Raw genomic sequence first — 15,065 nt, forward strand, 5'->3', positions numbered from 1 at the left:
TGGCTCAACGCTGAAAACGGCAAGGCCCGTGGCCTGCTGCTGCAGCAGTTGCCGCGTGATCGCCAGCCTGACGACGAAGAGCGCGAAGACAGCTGGCAGCACGTGATCGCCCTGGCCAAGACCCTCAAGCCAGAGGAATGGGCCGAGGGTAACGAAACCCTGCTGCACCGCCTGTACCACGAAGACGCCGTGCGCCTGTTCGACATCCAGCCGCTGCGCTTCAACTGCAGCTGCTCGCGCGAGCGCTCCGGTAATGCGCTGGTCAGTCTGGGCGAACATGACGCCAAGGCGCTCGTCAAAGAGTGCAACGGGCAGGTGGAGATTGATTGCCAGTTCTGTAATCAGCGCTATTTCTTCGATGAAAGCGACGTGGCGCAACTGTTTGCGGGTGGTGGCACCGACGTGGCCTCAGAAACTCGTCACTGAAACGTTTAAGCTCAGGACAATCTCCCGTCGAATTGCGCAAAAGCGCAGTTCTGACAGGAGGGGCCTACTTTTTTTGGGCTTTTCTGGCATAATCCGGCCACTTTTTTCGCTGTAGTAGTTTTTTCAAGACAACTACAAAACGTTTGGAGCACTCGGCCTCGGGCCGGATGGGGTATCTCATGACGCAAGCCAACAACACCGTGTACACCGACCTGAGCGTCGATGAGCTGGTAAAAGAAGCGCTGCAACGCGGTGAAGGCGTACTAGCCGATACTGGCGCACTGGTCGTGGAGACTGGTCACCGTACTGGCCGTTCGCCGGCTGACCGTTTCATCGTCGAAGAACCTTCCACCCAGGACGCCATCTCCTGGGGCCCGATCAACCGCAAGTTCCCGGCCGACAAGTTCGATGCCCTGTGGGACCGCGTCGAGGCGTTCAACAACGCCCAGGATCACTTCGTTTCCTACGTTCACGTAGGGGCTGCAGCCGAGCACTACCTGCCGGTGAAGATGACCACCCAGACTGCCTGGCAGAACCTGTTCGGCCGTTGCCTGTTCATCAACCCGGAGCAGTTCAACCCGGCTGGCCGCGACCAGTGGCAGGTCCTCAACGTCGCCAACTTCGTTTGCGAGCCTGAGCGTGACGGCACCAACTCCGACGGTTGCGTCATCATCAACTTCGCCGCGAAGAAGGTGTTGATCGCAGGCATGCGTTACGCCGGCGAAATGAAGAAAGCCATGTTCTCGGTGCAGAACTTCCTGCTGCCGGCTGCCGACGTGCTGCCGATGCACTGCGCTGCCAACATCGGCGAAGAAGGCGATGTGACCCTGTTCTTCGGCCTGTCCGGCACTGGCAAGACCACCCTGTCGGCCGACGAAAGCCGTTACCTGATCGGTGACGACGAGCACGGTTGGGGCGAAGGCGTTGTCTTCAATATGGAAGGCGGCTGCTATGCCAAGTGCATCGACCTGTCCGAGAAGAACGAGCCGGTGATCTGGAAAGCCATCAAGCATGGCGCCGTACTGGAAAACGTGGTGCTCGACGCCAATCAGCACGCCGACTACACCGATGTCAGCCTGACCCAGAACAGCCGTGCGGCCTACCCGCTGGAGCACGTTGCCAAGCGTTCCGAAGCGAACCTGGGCGGCGAGCCGAACGCAGTCATCTTCCTGACCTGCGACCTGACTGGTGTTCTGCCTCCGGTTTCGATCCTGAACAACGAGCAGGCGGCTTACCACTTCCTGTCCGGCTATACCGCGCTGGTCGGTTCCACCGAAATGGGTTCGGGCGGCGGCATCAAGTCCACCTTCTCCACCTGCTTCGGCGCACCGTTCTTCCCGCGCCCGGCTGGCGAATACGCCGAGCTGCTGATCAAGCGTATCAATGGCTTCAACTCCAAGGTCTACCTGGTCAACACCGGCTGGACCGGCGGTGGCTACGGCGTTGGCAAGCGCTTCAGCATCCCGACCACCCGTGCCGTGATCGCTGCGATCCAGAGCGGTGCGCTGGTGGGTGCCGAAACCGAGCACCTGGATATCATCAACCTGGACGTGCCGAAGGCTGTTCCGGGCGTTGATACCGAGCTGCTCAACCCGCGCACCAACTGGGCTGACAAAGCTGCGTACGACGCAGCCGCCCAAGGCCTCGCCAAGCTGTTCATCGAAAACTTCAAGAAGTTCGAAGTTTCCGACGCCATCAAGGCCGCTGGTCCGCAGCTGTAAGCTATACCCAGCTGCAAAGAGAGAGCCGCCCCCAAGGGGCGGCTTTTTGCATTCTGTTGCCTGCACGGGCCCTTTCGCGGGTAAATCGGATCGCCGCGAAAGGGCCCGTGCAGGCAGCCAACGTCTGGAATTTCTGTTTCACTGTCAGCATTCATTGCGATGACATGAGCCAGCCAGATGATCGAATCCCCTCAGCGCACTGCCTTCTCCCACTTTCACCCCATCCTCACCCGCCCGCAGGACAACGACGTCAACGGCCATATCGCCGGTGCCACCGTGCATGGTTTTTTCGAAACCGCCATCCAGGCTTTTCTCGTCGAGCAGGCCGAGCTGGACCTGCGTGATGGCGAGCTGGCGGCTTTTGTGGTCAGTTCTGCGGCGGATTACTTCGCCCTGCCGGGTTTCCCCGACGTGCTGGAAGTGGGCCTGGGCATAACGCGCCTGGCCGGCAGTACGGTGGAGTACCGTCTGGCGCTGTATCGTCCAGGCGAAGCGGATGCCTGCGCTGCGGGCACGGTGGTGCAGGTGTTCATCGAGCGCGCAAGTGGCCGGCCGGTACAGCTGCCAGAGGTGCTTCAGGGCATTCTTGCCGGGCTGCAACTCGCCCCGCAGGCATGAAAAAGCCCCGCCATGAAGGGCGGGGCTTTTGGCTACCTGGGTATCAACCCGAGGTATCAGTCGCGCCAGTGGCGCTTGTGCTTGCGGTGGCCATAGTGGTGGCCACGGTCGTAGTGACGACGGTCGTCGTAACCACGACGGTAGCGGCGGTCGTCATGGCGCTCGTCTTCATCGGCCTTGTTGCCCATGTAGTTGCCGAGCGCGCCACCGGCACCGCCGCCTGCGGCTGCACCAATGTAGCTACCAGTGGTGCCGCCCACCGAGCGACCGACCACGTTGCCGCCTGCAGCGCCCAGTGCGCCGCCGATTGCAGCCTCACCGCGCTGGCGTTTGTCGGCACCCAGGGCACCGCCGGCCGCGCCGCCCAGGCCGGCACCAATGGCGCCGCCGGTGCTGCCGCCGATGGAGTTGCCCACTACGGAGCCGAGTACCCCACCCAATGCGCCGCCAATGCCGGCCTCGGTATTGCCGCCTGCCATGGCAACGCCGCTGAGCAAGCTGAAAGACAACAACAAAATCGAGGAGTACTTCTTCATCAAGAGAGCCTCATAGGGATGACGAGGCGAATTTGACGCCATGGGGCCCGGCTGGCAATTGAAATCCGACGAGTAACACGAGTTGTACACAATTCTCTAAGTTACTGTATTTGCTGTGAAACTTAATCGATTTTCGGCTGTCTGAGACCTTTATGATGAAGCCCTGAACCGCAATGGAACAGGGCTTTTCTCGTTTTTGGTGCAGGCAATCACGATAGCGCCGCTGGGCTATAGACCCGCGGTGCGCTGTGCTTGGGCAAGTGGATAAGGTTGAGGTTGTGCTTGCGCGCCCATTGCAGGGCAAGCCCGGTGGGCGCCGACAGGCTGACCAGGGTCTGGATACCGGCGCGCAGTACTTTCTGGATCAGCTCCAGGCTGCAGCGGCTGGTGACGATGGCCAGGCCGCCCTGGCTGTCGATGCCCTGGCGCAACAGGGCGCCGATCAGCTTGTCGAGGGCGTTGTGCCGGCCGATGTCCTCGCGGCCGATCAGCAGCTGGCCCTCGCGGTCCATGAACAGCGCCGCATGCACGGCGCCGCAATGTTGGCCCAGCGGCTGGAAGGCATCGATGCGCTCACGCAAGCCGGCCAGCCATTGCGCTGGCGGCAAGGGCGCGCCGGGCAGCTCGGCCAGTTCCGGCAGGGCCTGCTCCAGGGCTTCGACCCCGCACAGCCCGCAGCCACTGGTGCCGGCCAGCTGACGGCGCTGGTTTTTCAGGTTCCAGAATGCCCGGCTGGATATTTCCAGTTCGGCATACATCGCCGAGCCGTTGCCGGAGAGTTTCAGGTCGTAGATTTCTGCGGTGCCTTCGACAATGCCGCTGCCGACGCTGAAACCGACGGCAAAGTCTTCCAGGTCGGTGGGGCTGACCAGCATCACCGCTTGGTTTAGCCCGTTGTAGGCGATGGCCAGGGCCACTTCTTCAGCCAGCGGGGTACGGTCGCGTTCGCCGTCGCTGAGCTGGACATAATCGTAGGTATTGCTGGCGGCAGGCATGGCCAAGGGCAAGGAGGCCGTGCACACCGGAGGCTTGCTGTTCATCTGGGCTGTCGGCTGCTTTCTGATAGCACCAGCCTAGGCTCGCGGGCCGGCGGCGTCTAGTCGCCAGGCTCTATGCCTTGATAGACCGCGTCGATGGGATGCAGAGGGGCGCCAGGGGAAAAGCTGGCCTAGACTGCTGAGTCCGAGGTCTCGACAACAAGGAGAGCGCTATGAGTCTGTTCAGTTTCGTGAAGGAAGCCGGCGAGAAGTTGATCGACCTGCTGACCCCCGGCAACGCCAACGCCGAGGAACAGCTGAAGAAACACGTGGAAAGTGTCGGCCTGGGCAACCCCAACATCACGGCCACCGTAGACGGAGACAAGATCATCCTCAAGGGTGAAGTGGCCAGCCAGGAGGAGAAAGAGAAGATCATCCTGGCAGCGGGCAACATCAATGGGGTGGCCAGTGTCGATGACCAGATCACTGTGACCGGGCCGGTGGTGAAAGCGGCAAGGTTCGTCACGGTGAAGAAGGGTGACACGCTGTCGGCCATCTCCGTGGTCGTCTATGGCAACGCCAATGAGTACAACAAGATCTTCGAGGCGAACAAACCGATGCTGTCGCATCCGGACAAGATCTACCCGGGGCAGGTGCTGCGCATTCCTGAGTAATCCCTACTGCCCGTGCCGGCCCATTCGCGGGTAAACCCGCTCCCACACGTACAGCGCCAACCGTAAATGGGGCGCTATACCTGTGGGAGCGGGTTCACCCGCGAAGAGGGCCTCACAGGCCTGCCAACAACTCCCGGTAGTCCTCGACCGCCGCAAACTCCTCGGTATCCCGCAGCGCTGCCTGGCTATCCGGCTGGCGCACCGCCAGCAGATGCCCCACGCCGAAACGCCGGGCACTGCGCAGAATCGCCAGGGTGTCGTCGATGAACAGGCTGCGCGCCGGCTCGAAGCCGATATCCGCCTGCAGCGCATCCCAGAACTGCGGGCTTTCCTTGGGGTAGCCGTAGTCGTGCGAGCTGATCAGCCGCTCGAAGTACGGCGCCAGCTCCACCCGCTCCAGCTTCAACGACAGCGAATCGCGGTGGGCATTGGTGATCATCACCACGCGCTTGCCCGCCTGGCGGATGGCTGCCAGAAACGTATCGGCATCCGGGCGCAGGGCGATCAGGTGGGCAATTTCCTGTTTCAGCTCGCGAATCGGCAGGCGCAGTTCGCGGCTCCAGAAGTCCAGGCAATACCAGTTCAGCGTGCCGGCATTGCGCTCGAACAGCGGCTGCAGCTCCATTTCTGCCATGGCCCGGCTCACACCATGCAGCTCGGCGTAGCGCTGGGGCAGGTGGTGCAGCCAGAAGCGGTTGTCGTAATGCAGGTCGAGCAGGGTACCGTCCATGTCCAGCAGGACGGTATCGATGTCAGACCAGGGAAGAACAGGCATGGGAAACTCTCGTTCAGTCGGCAAGCCACGGTATAGTAACCCGTTCACGCCAAGGAGCCGCCCCATGCGCCAGAAACCCACCGTACTCAGCCGCGAAATCGTCGCCAGCAGCCGCCTGTTCCGCGTCGAAGCCGTGCAATTGCGCTTCAGCAACGGCACCGAGCGCACCTATGAGCGCCTGGTGGGCCGGGGCAACGGCTATGGCGCGGTGATGATCGTGGCCATGCTCGATGCCGAGCACGCCGTACTGGTGGAAGAATATTGTGGCGGCACTGACGAATACGAGCTGTCGTTGCCCAAGGGCCTGATCGAGCCGGGCGAGGATGTGTTGGCGGCGGCTGATCGGGAGCTCAAGGAAGAGGCCGGTTTTGGTGCTCGCCAGCTGGAGCACCTGACCGAGCTGTCGCTGTCCCCGGGCTACATGAGCCAGAAGATCCAGGTGGTGCTGGCCACCGACCTGTATGAAGAGCGCCTGGAAGGCGACGAGCCGGAGCCGATGCGGGTCGACAAAGTGAACCTGCGTGAGCTGTCGGCGCTGGCCATGCACCCGCAGTTCACCGAGGGGCGTGCGCTGGCGGCGCTGTACCTGGCCCGGGACCTGCTGATCCAGCGGGGGTTGATGGACGCATGAACGACCAGCAACTGATGCATGAAGTGGTCAAGCTGGCGCTGTCGGCGGGTGAGGCCATCCTGCCGTTCTGGCGTGCCGATGTGGCTGTGATCACCAAGGCCGACGATTCGCCGGTGACTGCTGCCGACCTGGCGGCGCACCGGGTAATTGCGGACGGGCTGCAGGCACTGGCGCCGCAAATTCCGGTCCTGTCGGAAGAGGACTGCAACATTCCGTTGGCCGAGCGCCAGGGCTGGAGCCGATGGTGGCTGGTCGATCCGCTGGACGGCACCAAGGAGTTCATCGCCGGCAGCGAGGAGTTCACCGTCAACATCGCCCTGGTCGAAAACGGCGAGGTGGTGTTTGGCGTGGTGTCGATGCCGACCAACGGGCGCTGCTATTTCGGTGGGCGTGAGCTGGGCGCCTGGCGTGCGGAGGCGGGTGAGGTCGCGCAGCCTATCCAAGTGCGCAACGCGCCGCCGCCGGGCGAGCGTTTTACCGTGGTGGCCAGCCGTCGGCATTCCAGCCCGGAGCAGGAAGCGCTGCTGGCGGGTTTGGGGGCTGCGGTGGGTGAGCTGGAGCTGGCCAATATTGGCAGTTCGTTGAAATTCTGCCTGTTGGCCGAGGGCAGCGCCGATTGCTATCCGCGGCTCGCGCCGACTTCACAGTGGGATACTGCGGCGGCGCAGGGCGTGGTGGAAGGGGCAGGTGGCGAGGTGATCGGGGTTGATGGCCTGCCTTTCCGGTATCCGCCGCGTGAGACGTTGCTGAACCCGTTTTTCCTGGCGTTGCCGGCCGCTGCAAGCTGGCGCCAGGCCTTTCTGAAGCTGATCTAGCAGCGGTTGCAGGAGGGGCTGCGGAAGCGGCAAATGCCGCGACAAGCACCTGTCAGCCCTGATGCGATCCCTGTGGGAGCGGCTTCAGCCGCGATCACCGGCAAAGCCGGTGCCATCCACCCCAGTGGTCGCTTCGCCTCAGCGGTGCAGCACGTACTGCCCACTGAACCTGACCGCCGGCTCGTCACTCCCGGCATTGCTCACTGTGGTCTCCAGCATCAGCCGCGCCCGCCCGCGGCGCTGGTACATGGCCAGGAACCGCTCCCAGGCCTTCTCATCCGGCGCTGCACACCGCGCAACCGCCGCACCGGTCACCGGCAGCGGATAACTGATCTGCCCTTCGTGGATGACGATATGCCCGTCATCGATCCCCAGCTCGCGCAGGCGCAGGTGCAACCAGCCCCAGCCCACCAGCACCGCCGCGCAGTACAGGCTGCCGCCGAACATGGTGCTCTTGTGGTTGACGTTGGCCGCCAATGGCAATTGCAGGCGCAGGGTGTGCTGCTGCCAATCGATCACTTCCAGGCCCATTTCACGGGTCAGGGGGATGTCGCTGTGCAGTACGGACTGCAGGTACCGGGTATCGCTGCTCATTGACGGTGGTCCTCTTGATCATCATGCCCGCCGCTGCCGCCCTCGAAGCTCAGCGCATGCTTGCGCAGCTTGTCGTGAAGGGTCTTGCGCGGGATGCCCAGCGCCTCGGCGAGGCTGCGCATGGAGCTGTGCGGCTGGGCCAGTTCGGCAGCGATCAGCGAGCGTTCGAACTGCTCGACCTGCTCGCTCAGGTTACCGCGCGGTACCGCTGCCGAAGGCGTTGCCGCCGGTGGCGCCTGGCTGTCCAGGGCCAGTTCCAGACCAAGGGCGAAGCGCTCGGCGGCGTTTTGCAGCTCGCGCACGTTACCCGGCCAGGTATGGCGCAGCAGCAGCGCGCGCTGCGCCGGCTGCAACGCATGCGGCGGCAGGCCGTGGCGTTGGCTGGCGGCGTCGGCGAAATGCTGGAACAGCACCAGAATGTCATCGCCGCGCTCGCGCAGCGCCGGAATACGCAGCGGCGCCACGTTCAGGCGGTAGTACAAGTCGGCGCGGAAGCGCCCCTGGTCGGCGGACTGGCGCAGGTCTTCCTTGGTCGCGGCAATGATGCGGATATCCAGCGGGATCAACTGGTTGCCGCCCAGGCGCTCGACCACCCGTTCCTGCAGCATGCGCAGCAGTTTTACTTGCACGTCCAGGCTCATGCTCTCGATTTCGTCGAGGAACAGCGTGCCGCCGTTGGCGAACTCGAACTTGCCGATGCGGCGTTTTTGCGCACCGGTGAACGCGCCGGGCTCATGGCCGAACAGTTCGCTCTCGACCACCGACTCGGCCAGCGCGCCAGCGTTGATCGCCACGAATGGCCCATCACGGCGGCTGGACAGGTCGTGCAGGGCGCGGGCCACTACTTCTTTCCCGGCGCCGGTCTCGCCCAGGATCAGCACATCGGCGCGGGTCCCGGCCAAGGCGCCGATCTGCTCGCGAAGGCGCTGCATGGCGGGTGAGTGGCCGACCAGGCGGGTGGCCAGTTGCTGGCGGTCGCTCAGGGCCAGGCGCAGGCTGCGGTTGTCCAGCACCAGCCGGCGCAGGGCCAGGGCGCGGCGCACGCTGTCGAGCAGGGCGTCGCTGGCAAAGGGTTTTTCCAGGAAGTCGTAGGCCCCGGCGCGCATCGCCTGCACGGCCAACGGCACATCGCCGTGGCCGGTTATCAGCAGCACCGGCAGTTCGCTGTCGCGGGCGTGCAGTTGCTCCAGCAGTTGCAGGCCATCGATGCCCGGCATGCGGATATCGCTGACCACCACCCCCGGCCAGTCGGCCTCGATACGGTCGGCCAGGCCTTGGGCATCGGCCAGGGCGACCACCTTGAGGCCGGCCAGATCCAGGGTCTGGCTCAGGGCCTGGCGCAGGTGCGGGTCATCGTCGACCAGAATGACCTGGGCCTGGTTGTCGATCTGTGTCTCGGTGGTCATGCCGAGGAGTCCTCCGAATTGGGCAAAGTAGCGCCAGGCGCAGCCACACGCAGCTGCAAGGTCAGCAGCGCGCCACCTTCCGGGTGGTTGGCCAGCAGCAGTTCACCGCCCAGGGCGCGCATCAGGCTTTCGCAGATGGCCAAGCCCAGGCCCAAGCCTTGAGTGCTGGTCTTGGTGGTGAAGAACGGCTCCTTGGCCTGCTCCAGGGCCTGGCGGCTGAAGCCGGGGCCGTTGTCGCGGATGTACAGGTAGACGCAGCCATCGCGCTGCTCGGCACTTAGCCACAGGCGGCGCGGGTTGGCCTTTTCGGTGAGGGCGTCGAGGGCGTTGGCCAGCAGGTTGCCGAGCACCTGGCGCAGGCGGGTTTCACCGGCCTGCACCCACAAGGTGGCTTCCGGCAGGTCGCGGATCAGCTCTACGGCCATTGCCCGGCGACGCTTGGCCAGCAGCGCCAGGGCATCGTCCAGAGCCGGCTGCAACGCCACGCTTTCCGGCGCATGTCGGTCGCGGCGGGCGAAGGCGCGCAGGTGGGCAATGATCGAGGCCATGCGCCCGGTCAGTTCGCCGATCAGCTTGAGGTTGCCGCGGGCGTCTTCGGTGCGCTGGTGGTCCAGCAGCACTTCGGCGTTTTCCGCGTAGCTGCGGATGGCGGCCAGCGGCTGGTTGAGCTCATGGCTGATGCTGGCCGACATGGTACCGAGCACCGAAAGCTTGCCGGCCTGCACCAGCTCGTCCTGGGCACGCACCGCCTCCTGCTGGGCGTTCTCGCGCTCCAGCACGGCACGCTTGAGCCGGGTATTCAGGCCTTCAAGGTCGGCGGTGCGCTCAACCACGCGCTTTTCCAGCTGCTGGCGGCCACGCGCCTCGAAGTCGATGCGGTCGATGTAATGGCGGCGCCGCTGCATCACCAGGCCGGCCAGCAGCATCACTACCAGCAGGGTGCCGGCGCCGATCGCCATCACCGTCTGCACCGAGCGGTCGACCAGCATGCGCGGGGCAAGGATGCTCACCTGCCAGCCGGTTTCCTTGATGTCGCGGGTCTGGGTTAGCCAGGCATCGGGGTTGAGCATCAGCGGTTGTGGTGCCTGGGTCGGGTAGGGCTGGATGGCGATGATGGCCTGGCGCTCGGCTTCGGTCAGCGCACGGGTGGCACGGAAGCGCCAGTCCGGGCGCGAGGTGAGAATGACCACGCCATTGTGATCGGTCAGCAACAGCTGTTCGGGGGTGCGACCCCACAGGGTCTCGGTGTGGTCGAGGTCGACCTTGACCACCAGTACGCCGACGATGCGCTCGCGGTCATGCACGGCGGCGGCAAAGAAATAGCCGCGCTTGGCCGAGGTGGTGCCCTGGCCGAAGAAACGGCCCAGGCGGCCGGCCATGGCCTCGTTGAAGTAGGGGCGGAAGGCGAAATTGCGGCCGACGAAGCTGTCGTGCTTGTCCCAGTTGGAGGCCGCCAGAGTGTTGCCGCTGACATCCATCAGGTACATCACTTCGGCACCGGTCTGCTGCACGATGCCCTTCAGCAATCGGTTGGCATTGGTCACGGCTTCCAGGCGAAACGGGTCGTCAAGTACACCCCGCAGCGCCGGCAGGTCGCCGAGGATCTGCGGCAAGGTTTCGTAGCGGTGCAGGGTGCCGAGCAGGTTGGCGACGTACAGGTCGAGAGTCTGGCGGTTCTGCGAGGCCAGTTCGTCCTGGTAGTAACGTTCGGCCAGATGGTGCAATGGCCACAGCAACGGGGCCAGGCACAGCGCCAGCAGGGCCAGGCTGCGCCAGCGGGGACGGCGTGGAGGCGTGGGTTTTGCAATCATCAGATCAATGCGCCAGAAAAGTCTGACGCAATTATGCGCTAGTTAAGGCAGCAGTTCCGCCTCTGCCAGCGGCAGGCCGACCTTGTCCTTGTCCGACAGCAACGGTGGCTGCTGCAGGCCCCAGTCGATGTCCAGCTGCGGATCGTCCCAGCGGATACAGCGGTCGGCGCTGGGGTTGTAGTAGTCAGTGGTCTTGTAGAGGAACTCGGCCGATTCGCTCATCACCGCAAAGCCATGGGCGAAGCCTGGTGGAATCCACAGCTGACGGTGGTTGTCGGCCGACAGGTGCACGGCGACCCACTGGCCGAAGGTTGGCGAGCTTTGGCGCACATCCACAGCGATATCACGGATTTCGCCCTGCACCACGCGCACCAGCTTGCCTTGGGTGTTTTCCACCTGATAGTGCAACCCGCGCAGTACCCCTTTGATGGACCGCGAATGATTGTCCTGCACGAACGCGACATTCAAGCCGGTCTGCCGTGCGAACTCACGGGCGTTGAACGCCTCGAAGAAAAAACCACGGCTGTCACCGAAAACCTTTGGCTCGATGATCAGCACTTCGGGGATTGCGGTAGGAATGATGTCCATGGCGGCTCGCTGTCCGATTGCCCAAGTATTGGCCTCGCTGCAGTCTACCCCACGGCGATTGAACAGGATGCACAAGGTGTGGCTATGGTGGATGGCAGACCCGTCGAGGTGCTGGAGCAGGCGGTTTTCTGTCGATTGTTATCGGCTTTATTTTGCAGTTTAAGTCGAAATTCCCCGATGCACGGGCTTTAAATATCGATATGTATCGGTTATAAAATGACGATTGCCCCGGCACATCCAGGCTCAGGGCCATCACAGAGGTTACCCATGAAAACCCTCAATTCCACGCCCCGTGCCGATGGTTTCCACATGCCCGCCGAGTGGGCGCCGCAAACCCAGGTGTGGATGGTCTGGCCGGAGCGCCCGGACAACTGGCGCCTGGGCGGCAAGCCGGCGCAAGCTGCCCACGTAACACTGGCCAAGGCCATTGCCCGCTTCGAGCCGGTGACTGTCGCAGCCTCTGCCGGCCAGTACGAAAACGCCCGTCGCCAGCTTGATCAGCCTAACATTCGGGTGGTCGAAATCAGCAACGACGACGCCTGGGTGCGTGACACCGGGCCGACCTTCGTCATCAACGACCAAGGTGAAGTGCGCGGCGTGGACTGGGGTTTCAATGCCTGGGGCGGCTTCGAGGGCGGCCTGTACGCACCGTGGAACCGCGACGAGGAGCTGGCGGCCAAGGTTCTGGAAATGGAGCGTTGCCAGCGTTACCACACCGAAGGCTTCGTGCTCGAAGGCGGCTCGATCCACGTGGACGGTGAAGGCACCGTGATCACCACCGAGGAATGCCTGCTCAACCGCAACCGCAACCCGCACCTTGGCCGCGAGCAGATCGAAGCGGTGCTGCGCGAGCAACTGGCGGTCGACACCGTGGTCTGGCTGCCGGATGGCCTGTACAACGATGAAACCGACGGCCACGTCGACAACTTCTGCTGTTACGTGCGCCCAGGCGAAGTGTTACTGGCCTGGACCGATGATTCCAACGACCCCAACTACGCCCGCTGCCATGCGGCCATGAAGGTGTTGAAGAATACCCGCGACGCCAAGGGCCGTGAGTTCATCGTGCACAAGATGCCGATTCCTGGCCCGTTGTTCGCCACCGCCGAAGAGTGTGACGGTGTCGATCAGGTGGCTGGCAGCCAGGAGCGTGACCCGTCGGTACGCCTGGCTGGCTCGTACGTGAACTTCCTGATCGTCAACGGCGGCATCATCGCGCCAAGCTTCGACGACCCGGCAGATGCCGAAGCCAGAGCGATCCTGGCGCAAATCTTCCCTGATCACGAAGTGGTGATGATCCCCGGCCGTGAATTGTTGCTGGGTGGGGGCAACATCCATTGCCTGACCCAACAGCAGCCAGCGCCGATCAAGCGCTGAAAAGAAGCTGTTAGAAAGTAGCCCGTCCTGGTGACGGGCTTTTTTTTCTGCGACGCCCGGCAGCCCGTTTTGGCATATGTTTTGTATTGTTTTCAGATAGATAGCTTGGCCAGGCCGGGCTCTCGGATCTGTAACAATACTTACGTAAATTAGCCGCTCACGGGCCAGGGAGTACTTGGAGAAATGAACGCAGCAAGTGAGTCGGCTTTGCGCCCATCAGCAGTGAATCACCGATCGCTCAGGGTTGTGGCGACGTGGCTGAAACACCATGGATGCATCAGGGTCAGGACGACCGACCCACGACGTCTGCTTGCCGGACGCTACCCCCAAGGGCTGATCAGCGAGGCAGAGATGCAGGCGCTGATGGCGGTGTGGCACTGATCGATCGGTTCACCCTGTGCCGGCCTCTTCGCGGCTGAAGCCGCTCCCACAGAAACAGGAGCGGGTTTGCCCACGAGGAGACCGGCACAGCCAATAACGATCAGAAGCTGTAACTGCCCGTCACCACCAGGCTACGCGGGTCACCCACCTGGATCTGCGCCGCACTGGTCGCCGAACTGTAGTAGGTCTTGTCGGCAATGTTGCTCAGCGCCGCCCGCACATCCCAGTCATGCGTGCGATACCCCGCCAGCGCATCCCAGCGGCCATAGCCCGGCAGCACTGTGGTGTTCTGGTTGTCCGCGTAACGCTCGCCGACCAGTGTCAGACCGGTTTCGGCATACCAGCCCAGCTCCGGTTTCCAGGTCACGAACAGGCTGCCGTTGCGCTTGGCCACATCGTTGATGCGGTTGCCTTCCTGGCCATTGTTGTCCTTGACGATGATCGCATCCTGCAGGCCGATGCCGCCGCGTACATACCAGTTGCCGACGATGTTGCCGGTTGCCGTCAGCTCGATGCCGCGCGAACGCTGCAAGCCGCTGAGCAGGATGACTTGCGGGTCGTTGGCGTCGCGGGTGCGACGGTTGTACAGCTCCAGCTCATAGACGGCGAGGGTGGTGCTGAGGCGCTGGTCCAGCCATTCGCTTTTCACCCCGATTTCCTTCTGCCGGGTTTCCTCCGGCTTGGTGTCGTTGGTGTTGCCCGGCGCGCCCGGGGTGATGCCGATCAGTCCACCGCCTACTGGCGAGAAGGTCTTGCTCCACGAGGCGTAGAACGAATGATCGCGCCATGGGGTGTAGACCACGCCCAGGCGGGGGCTGGTGCTGGTGCTGTCCTGCGGTTCGCTGAAGTTTTCCTTGTTGGTGGTTTCCACTTCGAACTGGTCGAAGCGCACGCCGGCAAGGATCTGCCACTGATCGTTCAGGCGGATCTGGTCCTGCAGGTAAAGGCCGCGGCTGTCGACCACAGTGTGGTTGTTGCTCGCGACCGTCAGCGTGCCGTTGTGCGGCTGGCTGGGCTTGCCCAGGCCCGATAGCGTCTGGTTGCCGGCGCTGTACAGCAGCGGGTCGCGCTTCTGGTTGCCGAACTCCAGGCCCAGCAGCAACTTGTGCTCCAGGCCCAAGGTGTCGAAGTCGCCCTCGGCCTCCAGGTTGTTGAACAGGTTGCGGGTGTTCAGGTCCTGCTGCCAGCGCTGGCGGGTCAGGGTGTCAGTGCTGGCGTTGTAGCCGGTGACGTAAGTGTTGTCGAACTCGCTGTCGAGCTTGAACAGGCCCAGGGTATGGCGCAGCTGCCAGGTTTCGTTCAGCTGGTAGTTCAGGCGCGAGCGCAGCGACTGGGCGCGGTCGTCGATGTAGTCGCGGTGGGTGTCGCCATAGGTGGTGCTGCGGCTGACGTCGGCCGGGCGGCCGTTGACCCCGGGGATGCCACGGTCGGGTGTGCGGTTGTAACGGCTGTACTCGTACTGCACCAGCCAGTTCAGGTCGGGGTTGATCTGCCAGCTGATGGAGGGGGCGAACAGCTGGCGGCTGCCATCGATGCCGTCGAGGAAACTGTTGTTGTCCTGGTTGCCCATGTTCAGGCGCAGGCTGACGGTGTCGCTGAGGTCGGTGCTGAGGTCGGCGTACAGGCTGCGCAGGTCTTCGCTGCCCGCCTGTGCTTCGAGGGTTGAGCGGCGCCCTTGTTCCGGCGCCTTGCTGACCCGGTTGACGATACCGCCCTGGCTGCCACGGCCATACAGCAC

The 15,065-nt window shown here is 63.4% G+C and carries 16 protein-coding genes; 8 read left to right on the plus strand and 8 right to left on the minus strand.

The annotated features are described in order from the left end of the window. From HP546_RS14565 to HP546_RS14575, 3 genes are all read left to right on the plus strand, one after another. On the plus strand, positions 1-426 hold a 426-nt coding region (locus HP546_RS14565), incomplete at its 5' end, for an Hsp33 family molecular chaperone HslO (protein ID WP_172226492.1). A gap of 179 nt (positions 427-605) precedes the next feature. Then, positions 606-2,147 (plus strand): phosphoenolpyruvate carboxykinase, encoded by a 1,542-nt coding sequence (locus HP546_RS14570; RefSeq protein WP_172226495.1) that lies wholly within the window; start codon positions 606-608, stop codon positions 2,145-2,147. 177 nt (positions 2,148-2,324) lie between these two features. Further along, positions 2,325-2,765 (plus strand): thioesterase family protein, encoded by a 441-nt coding sequence (locus tag HP546_RS14575; protein WP_172226498.1) that lies wholly within the window; start codon positions 2,325-2,327, stop codon positions 2,763-2,765. A 56-nt stretch (positions 2,766-2,821) separates the two neighbouring features. Here HP546_RS14575 and HP546_RS14580 read toward each other — a convergent pair whose 3' ends face one another. Then, positions 2,822-3,301: a glycine zipper domain-containing protein gene (locus HP546_RS14580; RefSeq protein WP_172226501.1), complete on the minus strand. Its 480-nt coding sequence runs from the start codon at positions 3,299-3,301 to the stop codon at positions 2,822-2,824. A 209-nt stretch (positions 3,302-3,510) separates the two neighbouring features. Next, positions 3,511-4,341 (minus strand): formate dehydrogenase accessory sulfurtransferase FdhD, encoded by an 831-nt coding sequence (fdhD, locus tag HP546_RS14585; protein ID WP_172226504.1) that lies wholly within the window; start codon positions 4,339-4,341, stop codon positions 3,511-3,513. Between the two features lie 170 nt (positions 4,342-4,511). Between fdhD and lysM the strand changes: the two genes are divergently transcribed. Next, positions 4,512-4,952, plus strand: a complete 441-nt coding sequence (lysM, locus tag HP546_RS14590; protein ID WP_172226507.1) for a peptidoglycan-binding protein LysM — start codon at positions 4,512-4,514, stop codon at positions 4,950-4,952. Positions 4,953-5,064: 112 nt separating this feature from the next. Here the strand turns inward: lysM and yrfG are convergent, their stop codons facing one another. Continuing rightward, on the minus strand, positions 5,065-5,727 hold the full coding sequence (yrfG, locus tag HP546_RS14595; protein ID WP_172226510.1) for a GMP/IMP nucleotidase: 663 nt from the start codon (positions 5,725-5,727) through the stop codon (positions 5,065-5,067). Positions 5,728-5,791: 64 nt separating this feature from the next. Between yrfG and nudE the strand changes: the two genes are divergently transcribed. Together nudE and cysQ are read left to right on the plus strand one after the other, a co-directional pair. After that, positions 5,792-6,358, plus strand: a complete 567-nt coding sequence (nudE, locus tag HP546_RS14600; protein WP_172226512.1) for an ADP compounds hydrolase NudE — start codon at positions 5,792-5,794, stop codon at positions 6,356-6,358. Beyond that, a complete protein-coding gene (gene cysQ / locus HP546_RS14605; protein ID WP_172226515.1) occupies positions 6,355-7,173 on the plus strand; it encodes a 3'(2'),5'-bisphosphate nucleotidase CysQ in 819 nt (272 codons plus the stop codon). The genes nudE and cysQ overlap by 4 nt, the downstream gene beginning before the upstream one ends. 138 nt (positions 7,174-7,311) lie before the next feature. Here the strand turns inward: cysQ and HP546_RS14610 are convergent, their stop codons facing one another. From HP546_RS14610 to rfbC, 4 genes are read right to left on the minus strand one after another with little or no spacing between them, the layout of a single operon-like run. Further along, on the minus strand, positions 7,312-7,767 hold the full coding sequence (locus HP546_RS14610) for a YiiD C-terminal domain-containing protein (protein WP_172226518.1): 456 nt from the start codon (positions 7,765-7,767) through the stop codon (positions 7,312-7,314). Next, positions 7,764-9,173: a sigma-54 dependent transcriptional regulator gene (locus HP546_RS14615; RefSeq protein WP_172226521.1), complete on the minus strand. Its 1,410-nt coding sequence runs from the start codon at positions 9,171-9,173 to the stop codon at positions 7,764-7,766. Before HP546_RS14615 ends, HP546_RS14610 begins: the two co-directional genes overlap by 4 nt. Beyond that, complete coding sequence (locus tag HP546_RS14620; protein ID WP_172226524.1) at positions 9,170-10,984, minus strand: ATP-binding protein; 1,815 nt, start codon at positions 10,982-10,984, stop codon at positions 9,170-9,172. Before HP546_RS14620 ends, HP546_RS14615 begins: the two co-directional genes overlap by 4 nt. A 42-nt stretch (positions 10,985-11,026) precedes the next feature. Continuing rightward, positions 11,027-11,572, minus strand: a complete 546-nt coding sequence (gene rfbC / locus HP546_RS14625) for a dTDP-4-dehydrorhamnose 3,5-epimerase (protein WP_172226527.1) — start codon at positions 11,570-11,572, stop codon at positions 11,027-11,029. A gap of 267 nt (positions 11,573-11,839) precedes the next feature. Between rfbC and aguA the strand changes: the two genes are divergently transcribed. Beyond that, on the plus strand, positions 11,840-12,946 hold the full coding sequence (gene aguA, locus HP546_RS14630; protein WP_172226530.1) for an agmatine deiminase: 1,107 nt from the start codon (positions 11,840-11,842) through the stop codon (positions 12,944-12,946). Between the two features lie 183 nt (positions 12,947-13,129). After that, positions 13,130-13,327 (plus strand): hypothetical protein, encoded by a 198-nt coding sequence (locus HP546_RS31400; protein ID WP_256676268.1) that lies wholly within the window; start codon positions 13,130-13,132, stop codon positions 13,325-13,327. A gap of 100 nt (positions 13,328-13,427) precedes the next feature. On the opposite strand, the gene HP546_RS14635 is transcribed toward HP546_RS31400, so the two are convergent. Further along, positions 13,428-15,065 (minus strand): TonB-dependent siderophore receptor (locus tag HP546_RS14635; RefSeq protein ID WP_172226533.1); only part of this gene is annotated, 1,638 nt, incomplete at its 5' end.

The organism is Pseudomonas sp. CM25 (assembly GCF_013179705.1).
Taxonomy (GTDB): domain Bacteria; phylum Pseudomonadota; class Gammaproteobacteria; order Pseudomonadales; family Pseudomonadaceae; genus Aquipseudomonas.